The following is a 22,808-nucleotide window of genomic DNA, read 5'->3' as shown; positions in this document are numbered from 1 at the left end:
TCAAGAAACGTCAGATGTGTAACGAAATGCAGCCGCCAGTTGTGGCGTAGCGGCGCAGCCACGCAGTGCTACGCACCGACAACGTCACAAATGCGGCCAGAAATGCAAAACGGGCCGGTGTGAAGCTCACACCGGCCCGCAACTTTACTCGATCTGGCAACCCGCAGTGGGTCAGGCCGGCTGCGTTGCGCTGCTGCCCGGCTTGACTTCGCTGCCTGCGCTGCCGCCCGAGGAGGAAGCGTCGCCTGCCGACGGCGTGCTCTTCGGCGAGCGCGGCGGACGGCCAGCCATGATGTCGTTGATCTGATCGGCGTCGATCGTTTCCCACTCCATCAGCGCGGCGGTCATGGCTTCGACCTTGTCGCGGTTTTCGTCCAGCAGACGCTTGGCGAGGCTGTACTGTTCGTCCAGCACGCGGCGGATTTCCGCGTCGACCTTCTGCTGCGTCGCTTCCGAAATCGCACGCGTGAAGCCCTTGCCGAACGGACCGCCTTCGTTTTCGTCGTCGACGTAGACCATCGGGCCCATCGCGTCGGTCATGCCGAAGCGCGTGACCATGGCGCGAGCCGTTTGCGTGGCCTTGTTGAAGTCGTCCGAAGCGCCCGTGCTGATCAAATTCATGAACAGCTCTTCTGCCACGCGACCGCCAAACAGGATCGCAAGACGATCAAGCAGGTAGTCCTTCGAATACGTCTCGTTGTCGTGCTCCGGCAGCTGCCACGTCACACCCAGTGCGCGACCGCGCGGGATGATGGTGACCTTGTGCACCGGATCGGCCTTCGGCAACAGCTTGGCGATCACCGCGTGGCCCGACTCGTGATACGCCGTGGCACGTTTCGCTTCTTCGCGGATCACGGCCGACTTGCGCTCCGGACCCATGAAGATCTTGTCCTTCGCGTCTTCGAAGTCCTGCATTTCGACGATGCGCTTGCCGCGACGGGCTGCGAACAGCGCCGCTTCGTTCACGAGGTTCGCGAGATCGGCGCCCGAGAAGCCCGGCGTGCCGCGTGCGATGACCGCTGCGTCGACGTCGTTGGCGATCGGCACCTTGCGCAGGTGAACCTTCATGATCTGTTCGCGACCGCGAATGTCCGGCAGACCGACATACACCTGGCGGTCGAAACGGCCCGGACGCAGCAGCGCCTTGTCCAGCACGTCCGAACGGTTGGTAGCCGCGATCACGATGACGCCCGAGTTGGCCTCGAAGCCATCCATCTCGACCAGCATCTGGTTCAGCGTCTGTTCGCGTTCGTCGTTACCGCCGCCCATACCGGCGCCACGATGACGGCCGACCGCGTCGATTTCGTCGATGAAGACGATACACGGTGCGTGCTTCTTGGCTTGTTCGAACATGTCGCGCACACGAGCCGCGCCCACGCCGACGAACATTTCCACGAAGTCCGAACCCGAGATGCTGAAGAACGGCACCTTCGCTTCGCCGGCAATCGCACGTGCAAGCAGCGTCTTACCGGTACCCGGAGGGCCAACCAGCAGCACGCCGCGCGGAATACGACCGCCCAGCTTCTGGAATTTCTGCGGATCACGCAGGAAGTCGACGAGCTCGGACACTTCTTCCTTGGCTTCGTCGCAACCCGCGACGTCGGAGAAGTTGACCGCGTTGTTGTTTTCGTCGATCAACCGCGCTCGCGATTTGCCGAACGAAAACGCCCCGCCTTTGCCGCCCCCCTGCATCTGCCTCATCATGTAGAACCAGAACACGATGATGAGTATCGTCGGTCCGAGGTAGTACAGCGCCGAGACAAGCGCGTTCGGCTCTTCGTCAGCCTTGCCGCTCACCTGCACGTTGTACTTCATCAGGTCGCCGACCATCCAGATGTCGCCCGGGGAGACGATCTGGTATTTCTGGCCATCGGCCGGAGTGACCGTGAGGTTCCGCCCCTGCACCACGACGCTCTTGACCTTGCCATTCTTCGCGTCGTCCATGAACTGCGAATAGGAAACGCCTTCCTGGACACGGGGCTTGTCGAACTGCTTGAACACCGTAAACAGCACCAGTGCGATCACCAGCCACACTGCTGCTTTCGAAAACATGTTGTTGTTCAAAGCACCACTCCTTCACTCATAGACGGGCGCCTACATTTGCCTTGCGACACCACCAAAGCATTCTAATCCAGTACGCAGGGCCTCGCCATAACGTTTCGCTAAGGCGTAAATAGGCGGCGCGCCTTGTCGGGACAACGTCCCGGAGCATTTCCGGGCGGATTTTTACAGTCCTGACAAGACGCCTGACGTGCTGGAACCGATCCTTGCGTAATGCCCGAGGTTAACGGGGTCGCTTCAGATGTTTGCCCAATATAAACGTTTCGGACGATTTATCGCGCGAAGCTTTCGGCTTGCGCGCGGCCACGACCTTGAACTGATGCTTGAATTTCTCGACGATCTGGCTGTAACCACTGCCGTGAAAGCATTTTACTAAAAGGGCACCATCGGGTTTCAAATGATTCTGCGAAAACTCGAGTGCGAGATCGCAGACGTGTTCGATACGCGCGGCATCTGCCAGCGCGACCCCCGACAGATTGGGCGCCATATCCGAAATTACAAGATCCACCGGACGGCCATCGACGATTTCTTCCAGTTGTTCGAGCACGCTATCCTCGCGGAAGTCGCCCTGCAGGAATTGCACGTCGGAAATCGGCTCCATCGGCAGGATGTCGAGCGCAATGATCGTACCGTCGATGCCGCCCTGGCGCTGTTCGTCGCGCTTCGAGCTCTGTGCGAGCTTGTTGCGCGCGTACTGGCTCCAGCTGCCGGGCGCCGCGCCCAGGTCAACAATGACCATGCCGGGGCGGATCAGCTTGTCCTGCTCGTCGATTTCCTTGAGCTTGTAGGCGGCGCGGGCGCGATAGCCCTCCCGCTGCGCCAGCTTCACGTACGGATCGTTGATATGGTCGTGCAGCCACGACGTGTTGAAGCGGTTTTTTGCCATTAAAGATTGAACTCTTGCTGCGTGATGTCGCGCTTTTAGCGGATAATACGCGTTTAATTCGTGCGGCCGTCGCGGCCCGTGCGGCTAAGTGAGCGTGTTCGTACCGCCACACCTGCCCGCATCAGCCCGCGCCACGCCGTTCTCCACGGTTTTCCGTTGTTTCCGACGCGCCTTTCGCCTTCTGCGCCTGCCCCTCTTCCTTGAGGTCCGACAGGCTGCCCAGCGAGCGCCGTCATTTTAGTCGAGTCTGCCACATCCCATGCCCGCCCTCACTCTTACTGCCGAACAGCGTTCCGAACTGCGTTCCCAGGCTCACGCCCTCAAACCGGTCGTGCTCATCGGCTCCGAGGGGTTGACCGACGCCGTCATCAAGGAAATCAAGGTTCACCTTGGCGCGCACCAGCTCATCAAGGTTCGCGTGTTCGGCGACGAGCGCGAAGAACGTATCGCAATCTACGAAGAAATCTGCGATCGCCTGAACGCCGCGCCGGTCCAGCACATCGGCAAGCTGCTGGTGATCTACAAGCCCGAAGAAGCCAAGGCCAAGACCACGACGGCTCGCGCTGGCGCCCGCGGCACCGTGACGCGCCCGTCCGGCGACGTGCCGAGCGCACGTGAAGCCGGCAAGGCCCCGCGCGTCGTGAAGGTCGTCAAGCCCAGCGAAAACCCGATGCGCAAGCCGAAGGCGCAAAAGGTCACGGTCAAGGGCAACGAACGCGTCACGCAAGGCGGCAACGTCAAGCGCGCCAAGAAGCGTCAAACCAGCTCGAAGCGCGCCCACCAGGGTTCGAAGTAAGCTCGAAATAAATTCGACGCCCGTTCGAAAAAAGAAAGCGCGACCTGAGTGCCGCGCTTTTTTTCGCCGTGCGCCACCGCAATGGATGGCAACCCGGCGCCTTGACGGATCAGCGTCGCGTGGACGGCAACAGCCAGACGAGCCACGCGCCCAGCAGGCTTTCGACCAGATAGAACAGGCTCGAAATGCCGTGGAGCATGCCAAAGCGGCTCGCATACGCCGAGTGCGCGATATCCACACCCGCCTGCATCGCGTTCATGCGCATGGCATTCATAAACGGCTGCAGCGCGTAATAGCCGATCACCACGCACAGCAGCATGCCCACCAGCAGCCAGCGCAGACGGCGATACCCCACTTCCCCGCGTCGCACGAACACATTCGCGAGCACCAGCAGCAGTACGCCGCACACCAGCCCGATCATGCCTTCGATGCGAAACAGCTGGGCCGCGAGCGCGCCCGCCGACATGCGGTCGAGCGAAGTAAACAGCACCGGCGCCACCGCATAGCCGATGGTCAGCTGACTGCCCACCCACAACATGGCGAGCAGCGCGAACAGGCGATGCGGCACGAGCGACGCGCCCGATGCAGCCGCGCGGATATCGGCGTTCACGTCGTTCTTGAGATCGTGACCCATGATCGGCGCCCCGTCAGACGTAGCGAACCTCGATGACTTCGTACTCGCGCACGCCGCTCGGAGCCTGCACGGCTGCGACGTCGCCTTCCGACTTTCCGATCAGTGCGCGCGCGATGGGCGAGCTCACCGAAATCAGGCCGTGTTCGAGATCGGCTTCGTCGTCGCCGACGATCTGGTACGTGACGGTCTTGCCCGATTCGAGGTCTTCGAGATCGACGGTCGAGCCGAACACGATGCGGCCATCCGCTTCGAGCGTGGACGGATCGATCACTTGCGCAGCGGCCAGCTTCGATTCGATTTCAGCGATGCGGCCCTCGATGAAGCCCTGCTTTTCCTTCGCTGCATCGTATTCCGCGTTTTCGGACAGATCGCCCTGGGCGCGCGCTTCGGCGATCGAATTGATGACCGCCGGACGCTCGACGGACTTCAGGTGTTGCAGTTCACCGCGAAGCTGCTCTGCACCGCGCTTGGTCAAGGGAATCGTGCTCATAAACAACTCGTTCAGCCGCTTGGGGCCGTATTGATGCCGCATGCAATAAACATTGCGGCCATAAAAAAAATCACCGCGGTTAAGTGCATCCCGCGAGGGCGGCGGCGCATGCTGGCGCAGCCTGAAAACCCTGTTGGGACGCCGCTTAACCGCGGCACATTCAGCTATGTTTGCCTGCCTCGTTCGTATTGGACAGACAATCGAAGCCTTAGTTTAGGCGAGCGTGGAGGCCTTGTAAATCATAGACTTCCAGGTTCTTCAGATAGCGCAAGCCCTCGACGGCGGCGCGCGCGCCGGACATCGTGGTGTAGTACGTGACCTTGTTCGCCTGTGCGCTCATGCGGATCGAGCGCGAATCGGCGATCGCTGCGCGGGTTTCGTCGACGGTCGTGAAGACCAGCGAAATCTCGCCGTTCTTGATCATGTCGACGATGTGCGGACGGCCGTCCTTCACCTTGTTGACGACCTTGACCGGCACGCCGGCCGCTTCGATCGCGGCTGCGGTGCCGCGCGTGGCGACAATCGCGTAACCGAGTTCGTGCAGCATGCGCGCGACTTCGACGGCCTTCGGCTTGTCCGAATCCATCACGGTGATGAACACCGTGCCCGATTCCGGCAGGCGCGAACCCGCTGCGAGCTGCGACTTGAACAGCGCTTCGCCGAAGGTCTTGCCCACGCCCATCACTTCGCCGGTCGAACGCATTTCAGGTCCGAGCACCGGATCGACCGCCGGGAACTTGATGAACGGGAACACCGCTTCCTTCACGCTGAAGTACGGCGGCACCACTTCCTTCGTCACGCCCTGATCCACCAGCTTCTGGCCGACCATCGCGCGCGCCGCGATCTTCGCGAGCGGCAGGCTGGTGGCCTTCGAGACGTACGGAACCGTACGCGAAGCGCGCGGGTTCACTTCCAGCACGTAGATGATGTCCTTCTTCGAACCGTCATCCTGCGGCACCTGCTGGATCGCGAACTGGACGTTCATCAGGCCGACCACGTTCAGCGCCTTGGCCATCGCGGCCGTTTGACGCTTCAGTTCGTCAACCGTTGCCTGCGACAGCGAGTACGGCGGCAGCGAACAGGCCGAGTCGCCCGAGTGCACGCCAGCCTGTTCGATGTGTTCCATCACGCCGCCGATGAACACGTCCGTGCCATCGGAGATGCAGTCCACGTCGCATTCGATCGCGTCGTTCAGGAAGCGGTCGAGCAGCACCGGCGAATCGTTCGACACCTTCACGGCCTCGCGCATGTAGCGCTCAAGGTCGCGCGGCTCGTGGACGATTTCCATGGCGCGGCCGCCCAGCACGTACGACGGGCGCACGACGAGCGGGTAGCCGATTTCGTCGGCGAGCTTGAGGGCTTCGTCTTCGGCGCGCGCGGTGCGGTTAGGCGGCTGGCGCAGGTTCAGGTCCTGCAGCAGCTTCTGGAAACGCTCGCGGTCTTCGGCCGCGTCGATCATGTCCGGCGAGGTGCCGACGATGGGCACGCCATTCGCTTCGAGGTCGAGCGCGAGCTTCAGCGGCGTCTGGCCGCCGTACTGCACGATCACGCCAACCGGCTTTTCCAGGTCGACGATTTCGAGCACGTCTTCCAGCGTCAGCGACTCGAAGTACAGACGGTCGGACGTGTCGTAGTCGGTCGAAACCGTTTCCGGGTTGCAGTTGACCATGATGGTTTCGTAGCCGTCTTCGCGCATGGCGAGTGCGGCGTGAACGCAGCAGTAGTCGAACTCGATACCCTGGCCGATCCGGTTCGGGCCGCCGCCCAGCACCATGATCTTCTTGTTGTTCGTCGGGTTGGCTTCGCACTCTTCCTCATAGGTCGAGTACATGTAAGCCGTCTTGGTGGCGAACTCAGCGGCGCAGGTATCCACGCGCTTGTAGACCGGACGCACGTTCAGCTCGATACGACGCTTGCGCACGTCGGCCGAGTTCGCGCCGAGCAGCTTCGCCAGGCGACGATCCGAGAAACCGCTTTGCTTCAGATACTTGAGTTCTTCCTTCGAGAGGCTTGCCAGCGTACGGCCTGCGAGCGCCTTTTCCTTCAGGATGATCTGTTCGATCTGCGCGAGGAACCACGGGTCGATCGCGGTTTCTTCGAAGATCTCTTCGCGCGTCATGCCCACGCGGAATGCGTCGCCCACGTACCAGATGCGGTCCGGACCGGCTTCGCCGATCTCGCGGATGATCTCGTCGCGGCTGGTGGTCTTTTCGTCGAGGCCATCAACGCCGACTTCCAGACCGCGCAGCGCCTTCTGGAACGATTCCTGGAAGGTGCGGCCAATCGCCATCACTTCGCCGACCGACTTCATCTGCGTGGTGAGGCGCGAATCGGCTTCGCGGAACTTCTCGAACGCGAAACGCGGAATCTTGGTGACGACGTAGTCGATGGTCGGCTCGAACGAAGCCGGCGTTGCGCCGCCCGTGATTTCGTTCTTGAGTTCGTCCAGCGTGTAGCCGACGGCCAGCTTGGCTGCGACCTTGGCGATCGGGAAACCCGTGGCCTTCGAAGCCAGCGCCGACGAACGCGACACGCGCGGGTTCATTTCGATCACGATCATGCGGCCGGTCTTCGGATCGATCGAGAACTGCACGTTCGAACCGCCCGTGTCCACGCCGATCTCGCGCAGCACGGCGAGCGAAGCGTCGCGCAGGATCTGGTATTCCTTGTCGGTGAGCGTCTGCGCCGGCGCGACCGTGATCGAGTCGCCGGTGTGGATGCCCATCGGGTCCAGGTTTTCGATCGAGCACACGATGATGCAGTTGTCCGCCTTGTCGCGGACCACTTCCATCTCGTATTCCTTCCAGCCGAGCAGCGATTCTTCGATCAGCAGTTCGCGCGTCGGCGACAGATCGAGACCGCGCTTGCAGATCTCTTCGAATTCTTCGCGGTTGTACGCAATGCCGCCGCCCGAGCCGCCCAGCGTGAACGACGGACGGATCACGACCGGATAGCCGCCCGTGCCCGTGAATTCGGCGATTTCGCCCTGGACCTTGAGCGCTTCTTCCATCGAATGCGCCACGCCCGACTTCGCCGAACCGAGACCGATCTTGGTCATCGCGTCCTTGAACTTCTGGCGGTCTTCGGCCTTGTCGATGGCCTCCGGCGATGCGCCGATCAGCTCGACGTTGTACTTCGTCAGCACGCCGTGGTGGTGCAGGTCGAGCGCGCAGTTCAGCGCGGTCTGGCCGCCCATCGTCGGCAGGATCGCGTCCGGGCGCTCCTTCTCGATGATGCGCTCCACCACTTCCCAGGTGATCGGCTCGATGTAAGTGACGTCGGCCGTGTTCGGGTCGGTCATGATCGTCGCCGGATTGCTGTTGACGAGGATGACCTTGTAGCCTTCTTCACGCAGCGCCTTGCATGCCTGCGCGCCCGAATAGTCGAACTCGCAGGCCTGGCCGATGATGATCGGACCCGCGCCGATGATGAGAATGCTCTTGATGTCTGTCCGCTTGGGCATAACGCTCTCGCTAAATATTCCTGTGTCTTTTACGTCTGGCGGCTGGCTGTCGTGCTGACCTGCCGCCCTGGTGCGCGCGTGGGCCGTATGTGGTGCCTACGGCTCGCTGCGCACCCTGCTCTGCTCGTGCTTTCTGGCGCGTTCGTCGGTTGACGCTTACGCCTTGGCCTTGTCCATCAGCGCCGTGAAGCGATCGAACAGATAGCCGATGTCCTGCGGGCCGGGCGACGCTTCCGGGTGACCCTGGAAGCAGAATGCCGGCTTGTCGGTCAATTCGAACCCTTGCAGCGTGCCGTCGAACAGCGACACGTGCGTGACGCGTGCGTTCGCGGGCAGCGTGGCGGCGTCCACCGCGAAGCCGTGGTTCTGCGAGGTGATGACCACGCGGCCATCGGTCAGATCCTTGACCGGGTGGTTCGCGCCGTGGTGACCGGTCTTCATCTTCAGCGTTTTCGCGCCGACGGCGAGACCCATGATCTGGTGACCCAGGCAGATGCCGAACGTGGGGATGCCGCGTTCGATGAAGGCCTGCGCCGCCTTGATGGCGTAGTCGCACGGTTCCGGGTCGCCAGGGCCGTTCGAGAGGAACACGCCATCCGGGTTGAGCGCGAGCGCGTCTTCAGCCGTCGATTGCGCCGGCAGCACCGTGACGTCGCAACCGCGTTCGGCCAGCATGCGCAGGATGTTCTGCTTCACGCCGTAGTCGAATGCGACGACCTTGTACTTCGGCGCCGATTGCGTGCGGTAGCCTTCGCCCAGACGCCATTCCGTGGTGTTCCACGGGTAGGCCGTGTCGGTCGACACGACTTTCGCCAGGTCCATGCCCGCGAGGCCCGGGAACGAGCGTGCGAGTTCGATGGCCTTGGCTTCGTCGTCGGAACCAGCGAGGATTGCGCCGGCTTGCGCACCCTTGTCGCGCAGGATACGCGTGAGCTTGCGCGTATCGATGCCGGCGATGGCGACCACGCCTTCGTCCTTCAGGTACTGGTCGAGCGTGCGCTCCATGCGGAAGTTCGAGGCGAGCACAGGCAGGTCGCGGATGATCAGACCGGCGGCATGGACTTTCGTGGCTTCGACGTCTTCGGCGTTGACGCCGACGTTGCCGATATGCGGATACGTGAGGGTGACGATCTGGCGGGAGTAGCTCGGGTCAGTCAGGATTTCCTGATAACCGGTGATGGCCGTATTGAACACGACTTCACCGATCGTATGACCCGGGGCGCCGATCGAGTAACCACGAAAGACCGTGCCGTCGGCGAGCGCGAGCAGAGCGGGAGAGAAAGACGGCAACACGGGAGACTCCTTGGGGGAGCACCCTGTGCCGACCTGTTGTCCGACGTTGCGATCTTGCGACCTGGGCGCGGCTGCGGCGTCGGCATCTTCATCGGCATGATGGGATGCGCGCGCGGCTCGCACCTTGCGCGGCTATTCCGTGTCGCGGGGCTCGCAGGTGACTGCGTCGGGCGCCTGCCAGAATGAAGCGTTTGTGACGCTCGATCGGGCGGCAGCCAGCCTTAAACAAGAAAGCGCGGGCGGCGGATGAACGGATGGGGGGAGGTAGGCGCTAGGGTGCGGGTTGATAAGCTCAAACCTTGAAATTATAGCGTGAAAACACCTATACCGCCAAATTTCGAGATGACAACCGTGTGAAATATGCCGGCAACGGGGCGGCAAACTGCCGTCGACGCGACATTCACTATAGACGTCCTTCAACCGTGCCGTAGCGCGGCAATTTGGGGACAGCCAGCCCCGCTCCGACGCCCTGCTCCTTCGCGCGCACCAATGAAAACGCCGTCATCCGGCGGGATGACGGCGTAGGAATAGCCTAAGTGATCGGAGCGAAACCGCCATGCGTTGCCCCCGCAACACATGGCTGAGCACCCTCAGCCAGCCGCTATTTGGACGACTTGTGCTTCTGCGTGTGGGTTTCGGCCTTCGGGCGGCTTGCCGCACCCTTCGACGCCTTGCTGGGCGCTGCGCTGGAGGACTTTTCCTTGACCGGCTCGGAAACCTTGACGACTTCCGTGCGCGCGCGACCGTGTTTCTTATCATAGCGCGACTTCGACCCCGACTCCGCGACGCGCGTACCGATGCGTTCCACACCGCCGCCGCCGACATTGGTCGCAAGGCGTTCCGGCCCCGGCTCGCTCGGCATCGCCTTGCCGACCGGCACGTGCAGCACGAGCACCTGACCCGGCGCCACGGCGTCGCGGCGCGTCTTGTTCCAGGCCTTGAGCTGGCCGACCGAGACGCCATAGCGGCTGGCGACCATATCCATCGACTGCTTGCGGCGCACGCGGATCAGCATCTTGCGCGTGTCGGGCACGTCCGGCTCCATGGCCAGCACCGCGCTTTCGGCCACGTCTGCGCTGATGTCTTCGTCGTCGGCGTCGTCGGTGCGCGGCACCACGAGCGTCGAGCCCGGCTTCAGGCGCATGCCCGCCGGAATCTTGTTGACCGACATGAGCGTGTCAGCGTCCACGCCGATCTTCTGCGCGATGGCCGCGGGCGTGGCGCGCGCGTCGGTGGTGTACACCGTCCACGACGACAGGTTGCCCGAATACGACTTCAGGTTGCGCTCGAACGCGCTGGCGTTGTCGAACGGCAGCAGGATCTGCGGATCGGTCGCGCCCAGGATCACGGGCTTCTTGAACGACGGATTGAGCGTGCGGAATTCGTCGGGCGTCATGTTCGCGAGCTTCGCGGCGACGTCCACGTCGATATCGTGCGAGGTGGTGACGGTGACGAAATACGGGTGGTTCGGGATGCTCGGCAGCGTCAGACCGTACTGCTGCGGGTTCATCACGATGTTTTTGACCGCCTGCAGCTTGGGCACGTAGTTACGCGTCTCGTTAGGCATGCGCAGGCTCTGGTAGTCGGTCGGCAGACCGGCGGCCTGGTTGCGCGCGATGGCGCGCTGCACATTGCCTTCGCCCCAGTTGTATGCGGCGAGCGCCAGATACCAGTCGCCGAACATGTCGTGCAGGCGCGAAAGGTAATCGAGCGCGGCGCTGGTCGAGGCCAGCACGTCACGGCGCTCGTCCTGCCACATGTTCTGCTTGAGGTTGTAGGTCTTGCCCGTGCCCGGCACGAACTGCCACATGCCCGCGGCCTTCGCCACCGACAGCGCCTGCGGGTTATACGCCGATTCGATGAACGGCAGCAGCGCCAGTTCGGTCGGCATATGGCGCGCTTCGAGCTCTTCGACGATGTGGTACAGATATTTTTGCGAGCGCTCGGTCATGCGCGCGACGTAGTCGGGACGCTGCGCATACCACTGCGCATTCATATCGACGAGATCGCTTTGCAGATCGGGCATCTGGAAACCGCGACGGATGCGGCCCCAGAGGTCGGCGTCCGGGCTCGTGAGCTGATCGACCGAACCTTGATCGACGTTAATCGTTTCTTTCGCGGCGGAGGTCTTGCGGATGGCGTCGGCGCGGGCCTGCGGATCGGCGGGAGAAAGGGAACTGGCTGAATTCGCGTTCGGTCCCCCGCTCGCACAGGCGGCGAGCATCAGGACCAGCAGCGCGCTTAGGATAAATCGCATGAACGTCAACTTGCAATGGCTGGAATTTGCAGCCGATAGTACGTAACGCACACGTTTCCGTCAATCGGATTAATTGGAAAAAAACCATGCAAATCCGCAGCTTGGATCACGTTCCATACGTTTGGGTTGAGCATACCCACGCGCGCTGGTGGGTTAGCGGAACCTGTTTTTCCACTCGCGCATCAGCGTGAAAGCGGTCAGCCGGTCCGGCACCGATTCGTGCAAGGCTTCAGCGAGATTTGCCTGCACCGCCGGGTCGTCGGCGCGCAGGAAGGGATTCACCGCACGCTCGTGCGCGATCGTGGTCGGCAAGGTTGGCACGCCGCGTTCGCGCAGTTCGGCCGCTTTCTGGCTCCAGTCGTGGAGCGCCGCGTTGCCGGGATCGCAGGCGAGCGCAAAGCGGATATTCGAGAGCGTGTACTCGTGCGCACAGTGCACCTGGGTTGCGCCCGGCAGCGCCGCAAACGAGTCGAGCGACGCCAGCATCTGCGCAGGCGTGCCTTCGAACAGGCGACCGCAGCCGCAGGCGAACAGCGTGTCGCCGCAGAACAGGTGCGGCGTGCCATGCGTGCCGATACTATCCGCGTCCTGAAAATAAGCGATATGGCCGCGCGTGTGGCCCGGCACGTCCATTACCTTGAAATCGAGCGCGGGCGCGTCCAGATGCACCGCATCGCCACCCGAGACCCGTGTGACGAAGGCATCGGCCGCGCCAAGCACCTCGCCGACCGGACCGTATACAGGCACGCGTTCGTCCGAAAGGAGATCCGCGACCCCGCCGACATGGTCGTTGTGGTGATGGGTGAGTAAAATAGCGGCGAGCCGCCAGCCCCGCTTCGCCAGATAGGCGCGAACCGGCGCGGCGTCGCCCGGATCGACGGCCATGGCATTGCGGCCGTCCGACACGACCCAGATGTAGTTATCTTCGAAAGCCGGAACCGGTACGTATTCGAGTGCGGCGGCCACTGCGGTGGCGTGGCTGGCCTGCTCAAGCGGACTCTTCATGGGGCGACGTATTCTTCGACATGTCTGACCGAACGATTATAGACTGGCCCGCCTGGACCGCTTCGCCGGCTGGAAGGTATGTGCTCGGCTGGGAGCAGGAGCAGCTCGACCGCATGGTGTCGAACGTCTTCGGCTACCATGCGCTGCAGCTCGGCCTGCCGCAGCTCGACGCGTTGCGCGAGAACCGCATGACGTATCGCGGCCTGGTGCTCGATTCCGCCAGTGCGGCCAGCGCGCCTTTTACCGTGCCCAGCGCCGAACCGCCACGCGCGCCCGCGCTGCATACGCCGGATGGCCGTAGCGCGGTCTGGTGCGACTACCTCGATCTGCCATTCGAAGCGCAGAGCGTCGATCTGATCGTGATGCCGCACACGCTCGAATTCACGAGCGACCCGCATCGCCTGTTGCGCGAAGCCGAGCGCGTGCTGATGCCCGAAGGGCAGCTCGTGATCGTCGGCTTCAATTCGCTGTCGCTGTGGGGCGCGCGGCAATCGGCGGGCAAGCTCACGGGGCATCCGTTCCTGCCCGCGCGCCAGGATCTGATCGCGTTCACGCGCCTGAAGGACTGGATCAAGCTGCTCGGTTTCGAGCTGGAACGCGGCCGTTTTGGCTGCTACCGCCCGCCACTTTCCACCGATAAGTGGCTGGGCCGTTATGAATTCATGGAGGCCGCCGGCGACCGCTGGTGGGCGATCTTCGGCGCGGTCTATATGGTGACGGCGATCAAGCGCGTGCGCGGCATGCGCCTCGTCGGGCCGCTGAAGGTCAAGAAACCCGTGCTGGCGCCGAGCCTGAAGGCCGCCGCCACCACCCCCTCCCCTACACGCAACAAGGACTCATGAGCACACCCGATTTCGTCGAAATCTTCTCCGACGGCGCCTGCAAGGGCAATCCCGGCCCAGGCGGTTGGGGCGCGCTGCTGCGCTTTGGCGCGCAGGAAAAAGAACTGTTCGGCGGCGAGCAAGGCACGACCAATAACCGCATGGAACTGATGGGCGTGATCGCCGCGCTCGAAGCGTTGAAGCGCCCTTGCAAGGTGATCGTGCACACCGACTCGCAATACGTGCAGAAAGGCATCAGCGAGTGGATTCACGGCTGGAAGAAGAAAAACTGGATGACGGCCGCGAAAACGCCGGTCAAGAACGACGATCTGTGGAAGCGCCTGGACGCGCTCGTCGCGCAGCACGAGGTGGAATGGCGCTGGGTCAAGGGCCACGCCGGTCACCCCGAGAACGAACGCGCCGACGCGCTCGCAAACCGCGGCGTCGCCACGCTCAACGAACGCTGAGCCGGACGCATCGTCCGCGCTTCCTGAAGAATCACGCTTTACAGCATCACGCCCGATACACCTGATACACGCCATGCGCCAGATCATCCTCGACACCGAAACCACCGGCCTGAATCCCCGCACGGGTGACCGCATCATTGAAATCGGCTGCGTCGAACTGCTGAACCGCCGCCTTACCGGCAACAACCTGCACTTCTACGTGAACCCGGAACGCGACAGCGATCCGGGCGCGCTCGCGGTCCACGGCCTTACCACCGAATTTCTTTCGGATAAACCGAAGTTCGCCGAAGTCGCCAACGAGATCCTCGACTTCATCGCCGGCGCGGACCTCATCATTCACAACGCGCCGTTCGACATCGGCTTTCTCGACGCCGAACTCGGGCTGCTCGGCAAGCCTGGCCTGCTCAAGCATTGCGGCGAAGTGATCGACACGCTGGTGCAGGCCAAGCAGATGTTCCCGGGCAAGCGCAATTCGCTCGACGCGCTGTGCGACCGCTTCGGCATCAGCAACGCGCACCGCACGCTGCACGGCGCACTGCTCGACTCGGAACTGCTCGCCGAGGTCTACCTCGCGATGACGCGCGGCCAGGAAAGCCTCGTGATCGATATGTCGAGCGCCACCGAAACCGCGGGCGAAGTCTCCACACCGCGCGTGAAATTCGATACACTCTCGCTCCCCGTGATTGCTGCAAGCGTCGACGAGTTGAGTGCGCACGAAGCGCTGCTCGACGGACTCGATAAAGCGGTCAAGGGAACCTCGGTCTGGCGTACCCAGCCGATGCCCGCAGAAGATTTTGCAGAGACTACGCAAAATACTTAAAAAAGGGCTTTACAAGATTGAAAATGCCCGGCATAATTTCAATCTCTTCGGGTGGTTAGCTCAGCGGTAGAGCACTGCCTTCACACGGCAGGGGTCACTGGTTCGATCCCAGTACTACCCACCAGGATTCTGGTGTTGGTAAAGACAAGCACCGAAGATAAAAAGCCCCGTTGCGCAAGCAACGGGGCTTTTTTCATTTACGCGCCTGTTTTCGGCAGGAGGCCCGGAGCCCGAATTTTTCGTACGAGCCGCCCGCTACGAAAACTGAGGGGCAATGCGAATGTTGCGCTGTCCTGGTCGAGAGCGCCGCTTGGATTGTTTGCGCAAACGCCTGACTTATAAGTGCCGAAGGGTCCACGCGTCGGTCCAATTTTCGGCAACTCCCAAACACTGGAAGGAATTGCCACGACGTCCACCGCTGACGGCGTAACCTCGTCGCCATCGCCAGACAGTAGGTCGGGAAGCTCGTTCGGAAGCAGCGCCCGCATCGCTTTCTTGTCCTTGCGGCCGTATTGCTGGACGATACCCCCCGCTCACCGTCCAAACGTACCCGCTTTCGATCTGTCGTCACGATAGAGACCAGGGGTCTATCTTGCCGCCCTGAATCACGAAGTGCTTTCCGCTGGAACTCGATTCGAAGAAACGCCAGTCTTCATCGTCTGGGTCCGCGTCAGTGCAAATAACGAGGCGCAGATTCTCCGACATGAACACGGTCACGTTAGCGTTGTCACCGACGCTGATGCGATTGACCGTGAATGGACCGCGGTTGGCAACAAGCTCTCGTATCCGTTCAAGCGTGACGCGAGTGTTGCTTTCCGAAACAGCAAAGTCCGGCGACGAAGCGAAAGTCGCGCCGCTGCGCTCGACTTTCCATCCGCATTGAATATGCAACGACCACACGCCTACGCGCTTGATCGTTCCCCGCCTCGTTGTGACGTCCCGGAGCGGTCCAAACTGAAGCGTCAGCATATCGGCCGCGCGCCCCGCAGCGCTAAGGTTGAGCCCGACGAGAGCGGACAGGCGTTGCGCGATCTGTTCTTGCATATCATCCATTTCAATCGCTCCCGCCAAACAGGTCTTGTGCGCGGTCCATGAGTCCGTGGTAATCCATCTCGTCGTCATCCTGTATGTCGTCGTGGAGCTGCCTGGCCTGATCCTGATTCAAGCCGAGGGCCTTTACCACCGCCCGAAATTGCTTGTTTTGCGCCTGGTTGTTCCCTGGCCGCCCATCGCCAGCCGCCAGTTCTTCAGCATCGCCACCCGGCATCTCGGGCTGATAGTCGAACGGCTGTGCATCGCCAAGTGGCGCTGAGTCGTAGGCCGTACTGCTGACGAAATCCGATTCGAGCACGCCATAGGCGCTCGTATCATCGCCGTCCGGGTCGACATCCCCACCGAGCTCCGCGTCCGCCGCCGTTTCGGCTGCACCTGGCCAATCAAATCCGCTGGAGGCGCTGCTCGCCCCCGCGATCACCTTGTTCTTGAGCGGTACGTATGGCGCGTAATCGACAAACGTCCCGTCCGGGTTGAGCGGTACGAACTCGCCATTTCGCACACTGTAGACGACCGGTTTCGGGTCCGGCGCACGCTTCGGCCAGCTTTGTGGTGCGTAGGAACGAGCGACCCGCCGGCTACCCCGCCACGCGCGATGGATAACGGGAACGATTCGACCATCGCGCACGGCCGCACACAGCACGCGCACCACGCCATCGCCGTTAACGGGTATGTCCCAGAGTGAGGCGCGCAGGGTGTTTCGGATGAAATCGACATAGGAGGGAAAATCCGGGTCGAATAGCGCATCCCGCTTGCGCAAGCTCACCCGGAATAGCTCTAGAAAATCCCTCCGGTCTTGGTCAATCTGCTTTTCCCGGGCCTTTCGCTTCTGCTCGCGCTGATCGTAAGTCAACTGCCACCATGAGGAAGGTTCCTCCACGTCACGCGCCAGCATTAGCGCGCATTGCCAGTCGCTCGTTAGCGGCACATAAAGCGCGTGGTATGAATGCCCCCAATCGGGTAATGACATTTTTCCTCCGGCTCGATTTGAGGCGGGTATACCTAGCACGCGGCCCCACTGCGCACCTTGCGGTAAACCCACGTTTCGCGATTAGATGCCGGGTGAATGAGCGGTTAAGGTTTTGCGGGAACTGGGGCCGCTGCGACGCCAGCAACGGCGGAACCGCGTTTTCAAGGCTGGAGGAACGTTCAGGTTTCTCAGGTTCTGGCGAGAATTCGGGCTGACCCGCCAAGGGGTATCAATTCAAAGTGGGGGCATGTCTGGGAGCATGCTGCGCTCATCCACTAACCACGCTTTGCTGGCAGCAGTTTGGACGAAGTACCTTTTTTCATTACGGTTCGCGCAAGGCACAACACGCACGCGCGCACTGCCGACGCGTCACTCTCCCACCGTCTCCACCCCAATCCCGCGCGCCATACCCGTCGCCGCGAACACCATCACCACGACCAGCACCGTCTGCCAGATGCCGATGCGCGCGTACTTCGGCGCGGACGTCAGATCCGGCACATCGCCGCGGCTCACCGCCGAGCGCCAGCGAACCAGCGCTCGCATCGGCGCGATTTCCAGCACCAGGATCAGCACGAGCGCGGCCATCTTCACGTGAAAGAGCGGTTCGTGCAGATAGTAATCAGCGCCCTTCTCGAAGCCGCCAAACGCGCGCGCCGCGCCGGTCAGGATCAGCACGACGGCCGACCCGCCCCAACCGTTGTCGGCGCGAAAGATCAGCGGCAGGTCTTCGGTAGAGGTACAGCGGCGCAGCCCGCGCGTGCGCCGCAGGATCGAGGCGAGCGCGAAGCCGAAGGCCAGCAGGTGGATGGCGGCAAGCAACCAGCGTATGAGCATCGCGACTCCTTCGGTGGACGACGGGATCGGCAAGCATGCGCGCAGCGCAATGCAAACTCGTGAAGCGGTGCAGCCTGAATTCTTGAAGCCCCGGTCGATGGCAACCCGACCGGGTATCACGCTTTACGCCTGGCTCAAGGCGTTATCGAGCGCCCGGGCAGCCTCACGATCGTTCACGGTCGCAAGACGCACGCGGAATACGGTTTGCCGGTTGTGCCCGGCCGCCGCCGGCGAATCCCACAGCAATTCGATTTTCGGACGGCGTTCGCGAGTCTGCGTGTGCGCTTGCGCACGTGCCGGCGTAACGGGAACGAGACTCGTGCCGGGAGCAGACGATGTAGCGCTTGCGGTTGCATCGGCAACGGGTTCGGCATTGGGCGGCACGACCGGCGCCGTGGCGACAGGACTCGCCGCCGCCTGGCTTTGTGCGCCCTGCGGCCAGCGCACCGACAACTCGCGCGCATCGTATTGCCCGAGCTTGCGGCTTTCCAGCCAGACGATGGTCGTGCGCGTAGCCGCATCGATCGACACCGCATAGCGGCCAATCGCAAAACGCCGAGCCGCGATATTGGTGCGCCAGAGTGCGCGCGGGCGGCAGATCCACACGACCGCCGCATAGAGCGCGGGCGCAACCACCAGCCAGCCATTGGTCTGGGCGACCGCATGCACCGCGCTGCGCCAGCCGGCGAACCACACGAACGCGCCAATCGACCAGAGCGCGAACAGGCACCCGAGCAGCCCGAAGAATCGCAGCGCCTGGCGCAGCCATTGCGGCAGCGGATGGAACGGCCGCTCGACGCGCGCTTTCGCCCCGGGCAGCACGATCAGCAGAAACAGAAAGACGATATTGAGGCACGCGACCGGCGACGACGCCATCGCCTCCAGCGCGGTGAGGAAGTGACTCATTTCCCCCATCGAGTGCAGCCAGCGCGCGAGAATGATCAGCCCGATCGCGCGCAGCGCGAACAGCGTCCCGGCACCGGGAACGGTGGCGGCGCGCGTGGGTCGGGTTCTCGCCAAAACTTTCTCCTGTGTCGGGCCGAGTTGGGGCTTCAGCCCCCTGCTCGGGTCCCATGCAAAGCTGTCGCTGTGGTCTTGCGCTGATTTCATGAGCTAGCCGCGAATTGCGCGGAACGGCCATTATAGGGACATTGCCCGCGCTCCTCATGCTTGCGGGCGCAGACGACGCGCCGCGCATCGAACCCGTTCTGAGGTAGCGCAGATACGACAACGCCCCAGTGCGCGGGCACGGGGGCGTTGGTGTGACGCTGGACGCGCGTGGGCGCGCCCAGGGACAGACGACTTAGCTGGCGTTGACTTCGCGCAGCACAGTGCGGCGCTTCTGGCGCAGCATTTCTTCGTACACGGCGACGTAGTTGCGTGCCATCACCTTCGACGAGAAACGTGCTTCGAACGCGGCGCGGACCTTCTCGCGCGGCAGCGTCGACAGACGCTTGAGCGCGGCGACCGCGCTGATTTCGTCTTCGACGACGAAACCCGACACGCCGTTTTCGATGACTTCCGGCACCGAGCCGCGCTTGAACGCGATCACCGGCGTACCGCAGGCCATGGCTTCGATCATGACGAGACCGAAGGGCTCCGGCCAGTCGATCGGGAACACCAGGGCGTGCGCGTTGCCGAGGAACTCACGCTTTTCAGCTTCGCCGATTTCGCCGATGTACTCGACGTGCGGCAGCGCCATCAGCGGCTTGATGACTTCTTCGTAGTAGGCGCGGTCGGCCTTGTCGATCTTGGCGGCGACCTTGAGCTTCATGCCTGCCTGGCCGGCGATGCGGATCGCGCGGTCAAGACCCTTCTCCGGCGACACGCGGCCGAGGAAAGCGAGGTAGCCCGGTTCGACGTTGGGGATCGGCGTGAGCACGTCTTCCGGCAGGCCGTGGTAGACGGTCTGCTGCCAGTTGGCTTGCTGCAGCGGCAGGCGCTGGTTGTCCGAAATCGAGACGACCGGCACGTCGCTGAACGCGTTGAAGATCGGCTGCAGTTCCGGCAGGTCGAGACGGCCGTGCATCGTGGTGACGAACGGCACTTCCTGACGCTGGAACAGCGAGAACGGGTAGTAATCGATGTGGAAATGCAGCACGTCGAATTCGTCGGCGCGGCGGCGGACTTCTTCGAGCAGCAGCATGTGCGGAGCCATCACGTCGCGGATCGTCGGGTCCAGACGCAGAGCCTGCGGCCAGAACGCTTCGAGCTTTGCCGAGGTGATCGAATCGCCGCTTGCGAACAGCGTGACGTCGTGACCCTGTTCGACCAGCGCTTCGGTCAGGTAGGAGACCACCCGTTCCGTGCCGCCGTAGAGCTTGGGAGGAACCGCCTCGTGCAACGGAGCGATTTGAGCGATTCGCATAGTGGTGAACTCCTTCCTCGTAATAAATCGGGCTAAGTGCTACAAATTTGACAATCGACCTTGCGTGCTGCGGCATCCTTGCCGCGCGCCTCACCAGGCGTTCCATACCGCTAACCGCGCCGGCAGCCCGGCACACAGAATCCGACGCAGTTGTTCAGTGTGGAAAGACACATGCGGCGGCTCAGGCGGTAAACGCGCAGGGTTCGCGGTCGTTGACATGCAAGCTGTCAAATTCCCTACGCTATTCGAGACGGCATTATCCGGGTTTGCACCCATGACCGGCTAGAACATTTCAAAGTCTTTACGTTGTTACAAACCGGAAACACTCCTCAACCCACTGTTTTCAAAGACAGTTCTAAATTGGGGGTACGTTTTCCCGCAGACGCGCCGTTATCACGGCCACGTTCCGACCCGGATTGCAACAGCGGAAGCACCAGGACAAAGTGTCAGATCGACAAGCACACGGCAATCCTGAATGCAATCCGTAATTGTATCCTCAAAAGCGCCCTGAAAACCTGTTGAGCATCAGGCGCCACAACGCGGTTGGGAATGAACACGCTGGAACACGTTGCATCGCCCGCTCGCGATAAGATTCGCCTCCCGCCGGGCACAAGCGATGCGTCATGCGCCACGCGTGTTTACAATGCGGGGATCCACCAAGGTTTGCCGCTGGCGCCTTTCCTCTTCTTTTACTACCTTGCACGGACGTAGCTCCGTCAGACCGACCACCGATCAATTGGAACATCTGACCATCGCCCAGCGTAACGCCCACAACGCAAAGCTCGCGAGCTATGCGCGGCATCCGCTCGCGTTCCTTTTCCGCTACATCAAGCGCCACCCATTCGCTCATGCCGTGGTGCTCGCCAGCGTTTTTGCGGCCGTTGGCTGCGCACTCGCCTCGCAGTACGCGATCAAGCATCTGATCGACGTGCTCGGCGCGGGACGCCACCATCCCGGCCCGTTGTGGACTGCGTTCGCCATCCTCGTCGGCCTGATTGCCGCCGACAACCTGCTCTGGCGCGTCGGCGGCTGGTTTGCCGCGCACACTTTCGTTGCCGTGACCGGTGACCTGAGGCGCGACCTTTTCCAGTATCTGAGCGGCCACTCACCCACCTATTACGCGGAGAAGCAGCCCGGCACGCTGGCCAGCCGGATCACTGCGACTTCGAACGCCGTCTATACCGCCGAGAACACCACGGCGTGGAACGTGCTGCCTCCCTGTATCGCCGTGGCAGGCGCCATCGTCATGATCATCGCGGTGAACCCGCTGATGGCCGGCGGCCTGCTGCTGTGCTCGGCGATTCTGTCGGTGATTCTCTTCAAGCTGGCCGGCCGCGGCTCGGCACGCCACCACACGTTCGCCTCGAAAGCGGCGGCGGTGGACGGCGAGCTCGTCGACGTGATCGGCAATATGGCGCTGGTGCGCGCCTTCGGCATGACGTTCCGCGAGCAGAAGCGTTTCGGCTCGACCGTCAAGGCCGAACTCGACGCGCGCCGCCAGAGCCTGCTCTATCTGGAAAAGCTGCGCCTGCTGCACGCCGTCATCACGGCGATGCTGTCGGCCGGTCTGCTCGGCTGGGCGCTGTGGCTGTGGAGCGAAGGCAAGGTCACTTCGGGCGACATCGTGCTGGTGAGCTCGCTCGGCTTCACGATCCTGCACGGCACGCGCGACCTCGCCGTGGCGCTGGTGGACGTGACGCAGCACGTCGCGCGTCTGTCCGAAGCGGTGCAGACGCTGCTGGAGCCGCATGGCATGCCCGACCGCAACGACGCGACCGAACTGGTCGCGCAAGGCGGCCGCGTGGATTTCGAAGGCGTGACGTTCGCCTATCCGCACCGCAAGCCGATCCTCGATCACTTCGACCTGAACATCAAGGCGGGCCAGCGCGTCGGCCTGATCGGCAAGTCGGGCGCGGGCAAAACCACCGTGCTCGCGCTGCTGCAGCGCTTCTACGAGACCCAGGGCGGCGCCATCAAGATCGACGGGCAGGACATCGCCCACGTCACGCAGGACAGCCTGCGCCACGCGATTGCGCTGGTGCCGCAGGATATTTCGCTGCTGCACCGCTCGATCTACGAGAACATCGCCTACGGCCGTCCCGAGGCAAGCCGCGAGGAAGTCATGGCAGCCGCCCGCGAGGCGCGCTGTGCCGACTTCATCGAAGCGATGCCGGAAGGCTATGACACGATCGTGGGCGACCGCGGCGTGAAGCTCTCCGGCGGCCAGCGCCAGCGCATCGCGATCGCGCGCGCGATTCTCAAGAACTCGCCGATCCTGCTGCTCGACGAAGCCACCTCGGCGCTCGACAGCGCTTCGGAAGAAGCGATCCAGCAGGCGCTCGACCGGCTGATGGTGGGCCGCACCGTGATCGCCATCGCGCACCGCCTGTCGACGCTGAACAACTTCGACCGCATCATCGTGATGAGCGCGGGCAAGGTGATCGACGACGGCAGCCCGGAAGAACTGCGCAACCGTCCGGGCCTCTACCGCGATCTGCTCGCCAAGCAGTACGGCAAGCACTCGACGCTGCATCTGGGCAACAAGAAAAGCGACGAGAAACACGTCGCCTGACGCACGCGCCGCTTTCGC

Annotated in this window: 18 protein-coding genes and 1 tRNA gene; 6 read left to right on the top strand and 13 right to left on the bottom strand. The window is 62.6% G+C overall.

Annotated features, from left to right (window positions below; all coding sequences use genetic code 11):
- Positions 1–171: 171 nt before the first annotated feature.
- On the bottom strand, positions 172–2,064 hold the full coding sequence (gene ftsH / locus F3J17_RS13890; protein WP_167059126.1) for an ATP-dependent zinc metalloprotease FtsH: 1,893 nt from the start codon (positions 2,062–2,064) through the stop codon (positions 172–174).
- A gap of 220 nt (positions 2,065–2,284) precedes the next feature.
- Positions 2,285–2,947 (bottom strand): RlmE family RNA methyltransferase, encoded by a 663-nt coding sequence (locus F3J17_RS13885; RefSeq protein WP_167059122.1) that lies wholly within the window; start codon positions 2,945–2,947, stop codon positions 2,285–2,287.
- A 259-nt stretch (positions 2,948–3,206) separates the two neighbouring features.
- Here F3J17_RS13885 and yhbY point away from each other — a divergent pair, with 259 nt between their 5' ends.
- On the top strand, positions 3,207–3,743 hold the full coding sequence (yhbY, locus tag F3J17_RS13880; protein ID WP_167059119.1) for a ribosome assembly RNA-binding protein YhbY: 537 nt from the start codon (positions 3,207–3,209) through the stop codon (positions 3,741–3,743).
- A gap of 109 nt (positions 3,744–3,852) precedes the next feature.
- Here the strand turns inward: yhbY and F3J17_RS13875 are convergent, their stop codons facing one another.
- The 6 genes from F3J17_RS13875 to gloB form a co-directional block, all read right to left on the bottom strand.
- Positions 3,853–4,311, bottom strand: a complete 459-nt coding sequence (locus F3J17_RS13875) for a DUF4149 domain-containing protein (RefSeq protein WP_345891196.1) — start codon at positions 4,309–4,311, stop codon at positions 3,853–3,855.
- Positions 4,312–4,390: 79 nt separating this feature from the next.
- Positions 4,391–4,867 carry a transcription elongation factor GreA gene (gene greA / locus F3J17_RS13870; protein WP_167059114.1) on the bottom strand — a complete coding sequence of 159 codons (477 nt, stop codon included), beginning with the start codon at positions 4,865–4,867 and terminating at the stop codon, positions 4,391–4,393.
- A gap of 208 nt (positions 4,868–5,075) precedes the next feature.
- On the bottom strand, positions 5,076–8,330 hold the full coding sequence (gene carB, locus F3J17_RS13865) for a carbamoyl-phosphate synthase large subunit (protein WP_167059111.1): 3,255 nt from the start codon (positions 8,328–8,330) through the stop codon (positions 5,076–5,078).
- 156 nt (positions 8,331–8,486) lie between these two features.
- A complete protein-coding gene (gene carA, locus F3J17_RS13860; RefSeq protein WP_167059107.1) occupies positions 8,487–9,623 on the bottom strand; it encodes a glutamine-hydrolyzing carbamoyl-phosphate synthase small subunit in 1,137 nt (378 codons plus the stop codon).
- Positions 9,624–10,224: 601 nt separating this feature from the next.
- Positions 10,225–11,880 carry a transglycosylase SLT domain-containing protein gene (locus tag F3J17_RS13855; RefSeq protein WP_167059104.1) on the bottom strand — a complete coding sequence of 552 codons (1,656 nt, stop codon included), beginning with the start codon at positions 11,878–11,880 and terminating at the stop codon, positions 10,225–10,227.
- A 153-nt stretch (positions 11,881–12,033) separates the two neighbouring features.
- Entirely contained in the window at positions 12,034–12,885 is an 852-nt protein-coding gene (gloB, locus tag F3J17_RS13850; RefSeq protein ID WP_167059101.1) for a hydroxyacylglutathione hydrolase, read from the bottom strand.
- A gap of 20 nt (positions 12,886–12,905) precedes the next feature.
- Between gloB and F3J17_RS13845 the strand changes: the two genes are divergently transcribed.
- From F3J17_RS13845 to F3J17_RS13830, 4 genes are all read left to right on the top strand, one after another.
- Positions 12,906–13,727: a class I SAM-dependent methyltransferase gene (locus F3J17_RS13845; RefSeq protein ID WP_167059098.1), complete on the top strand. Its 822-nt coding sequence runs from the start codon at positions 12,906–12,908 to the stop codon at positions 13,725–13,727.
- Positions 13,724–14,173 (top strand): ribonuclease HI, encoded by a 450-nt coding sequence (rnhA, locus tag F3J17_RS13840; RefSeq protein ID WP_167059096.1) that lies wholly within the window; start codon positions 13,724–13,726, stop codon positions 14,171–14,173. Before F3J17_RS13845 ends, rnhA begins: the two co-directional genes overlap by 4 nt.
- Positions 14,174–14,246: 73 nt before the next feature.
- The gene (gene dnaQ, locus F3J17_RS13835) at positions 14,247–14,993 is read left to right on the top strand and encodes a DNA polymerase III subunit epsilon (protein ID WP_167059093.1); all 747 of its coding nucleotides are present in this window, start codon (positions 14,247–14,249) and stop codon (positions 14,991–14,993) included.
- Positions 14,994–15,042: 49 nt separating this feature from the next.
- Positions 15,043–15,117 (top strand) — tRNA-Val (locus tag F3J17_RS13830).
- Between the two features lie 443 nt (positions 15,118–15,560).
- Here the strand turns inward: F3J17_RS13830 and F3J17_RS13825 are convergent.
- The 5 genes from F3J17_RS13825 to F3J17_RS13805 form a co-directional block, all read right to left on the bottom strand.
- Positions 15,561–16,046 (bottom strand): hypothetical protein, encoded by a 486-nt coding sequence (locus F3J17_RS13825; RefSeq protein WP_167059090.1) that lies wholly within the window; start codon positions 16,044–16,046, stop codon positions 15,561–15,563.
- Position 16,047: 1 nt separating this feature from the next.
- On the bottom strand, positions 16,048–17,016 hold the full coding sequence (locus F3J17_RS36250) for a hypothetical protein (protein WP_240160971.1): 969 nt from the start codon (positions 17,014–17,016) through the stop codon (positions 16,048–16,050).
- Between the two features lie 369 nt (positions 17,017–17,385).
- On the bottom strand, positions 17,386–17,850 hold the full coding sequence (locus tag F3J17_RS13815) for a DUF2214 family protein (protein WP_167059087.1): 465 nt from the start codon (positions 17,848–17,850) through the stop codon (positions 17,386–17,388).
- A gap of 123 nt (positions 17,851–17,973) precedes the next feature.
- On the bottom strand, positions 17,974–18,870 hold the full coding sequence (locus tag F3J17_RS13810) for a hypothetical protein (protein WP_167059084.1): 897 nt from the start codon (positions 18,868–18,870) through the stop codon (positions 17,974–17,976).
- Between the two features lie 283 nt (positions 18,871–19,153).
- Positions 19,154–20,218 (bottom strand): glycosyltransferase family 4 protein, encoded by a 1,065-nt coding sequence (locus F3J17_RS13805; RefSeq protein ID WP_167059081.1) that lies wholly within the window; start codon positions 20,216–20,218, stop codon positions 19,154–19,156.
- 736 nt (positions 20,219–20,954) lie between these two features.
- On the opposite strand from F3J17_RS13805, the gene F3J17_RS13800 reads away from it, so the two are divergent.
- A complete protein-coding gene (locus tag F3J17_RS13800) occupies positions 20,955–22,790 on the top strand; it encodes an ABC transporter ATP-binding protein (RefSeq protein WP_167059078.1) in 1,836 nt (611 codons plus the stop codon).
- Positions 22,791–22,808 lie beyond the last annotated feature (18 nt).

Source organism: Burkholderia sp. Ax-1719 (genome assembly GCF_011753055.1).
Taxonomy (GTDB): domain Bacteria; phylum Pseudomonadota; class Gammaproteobacteria; order Burkholderiales; family Burkholderiaceae; genus Paraburkholderia.
Note: the sequence above shows the minus strand (reverse complement) of the source record. Positions and strands in the feature narration are given on the sequence as shown.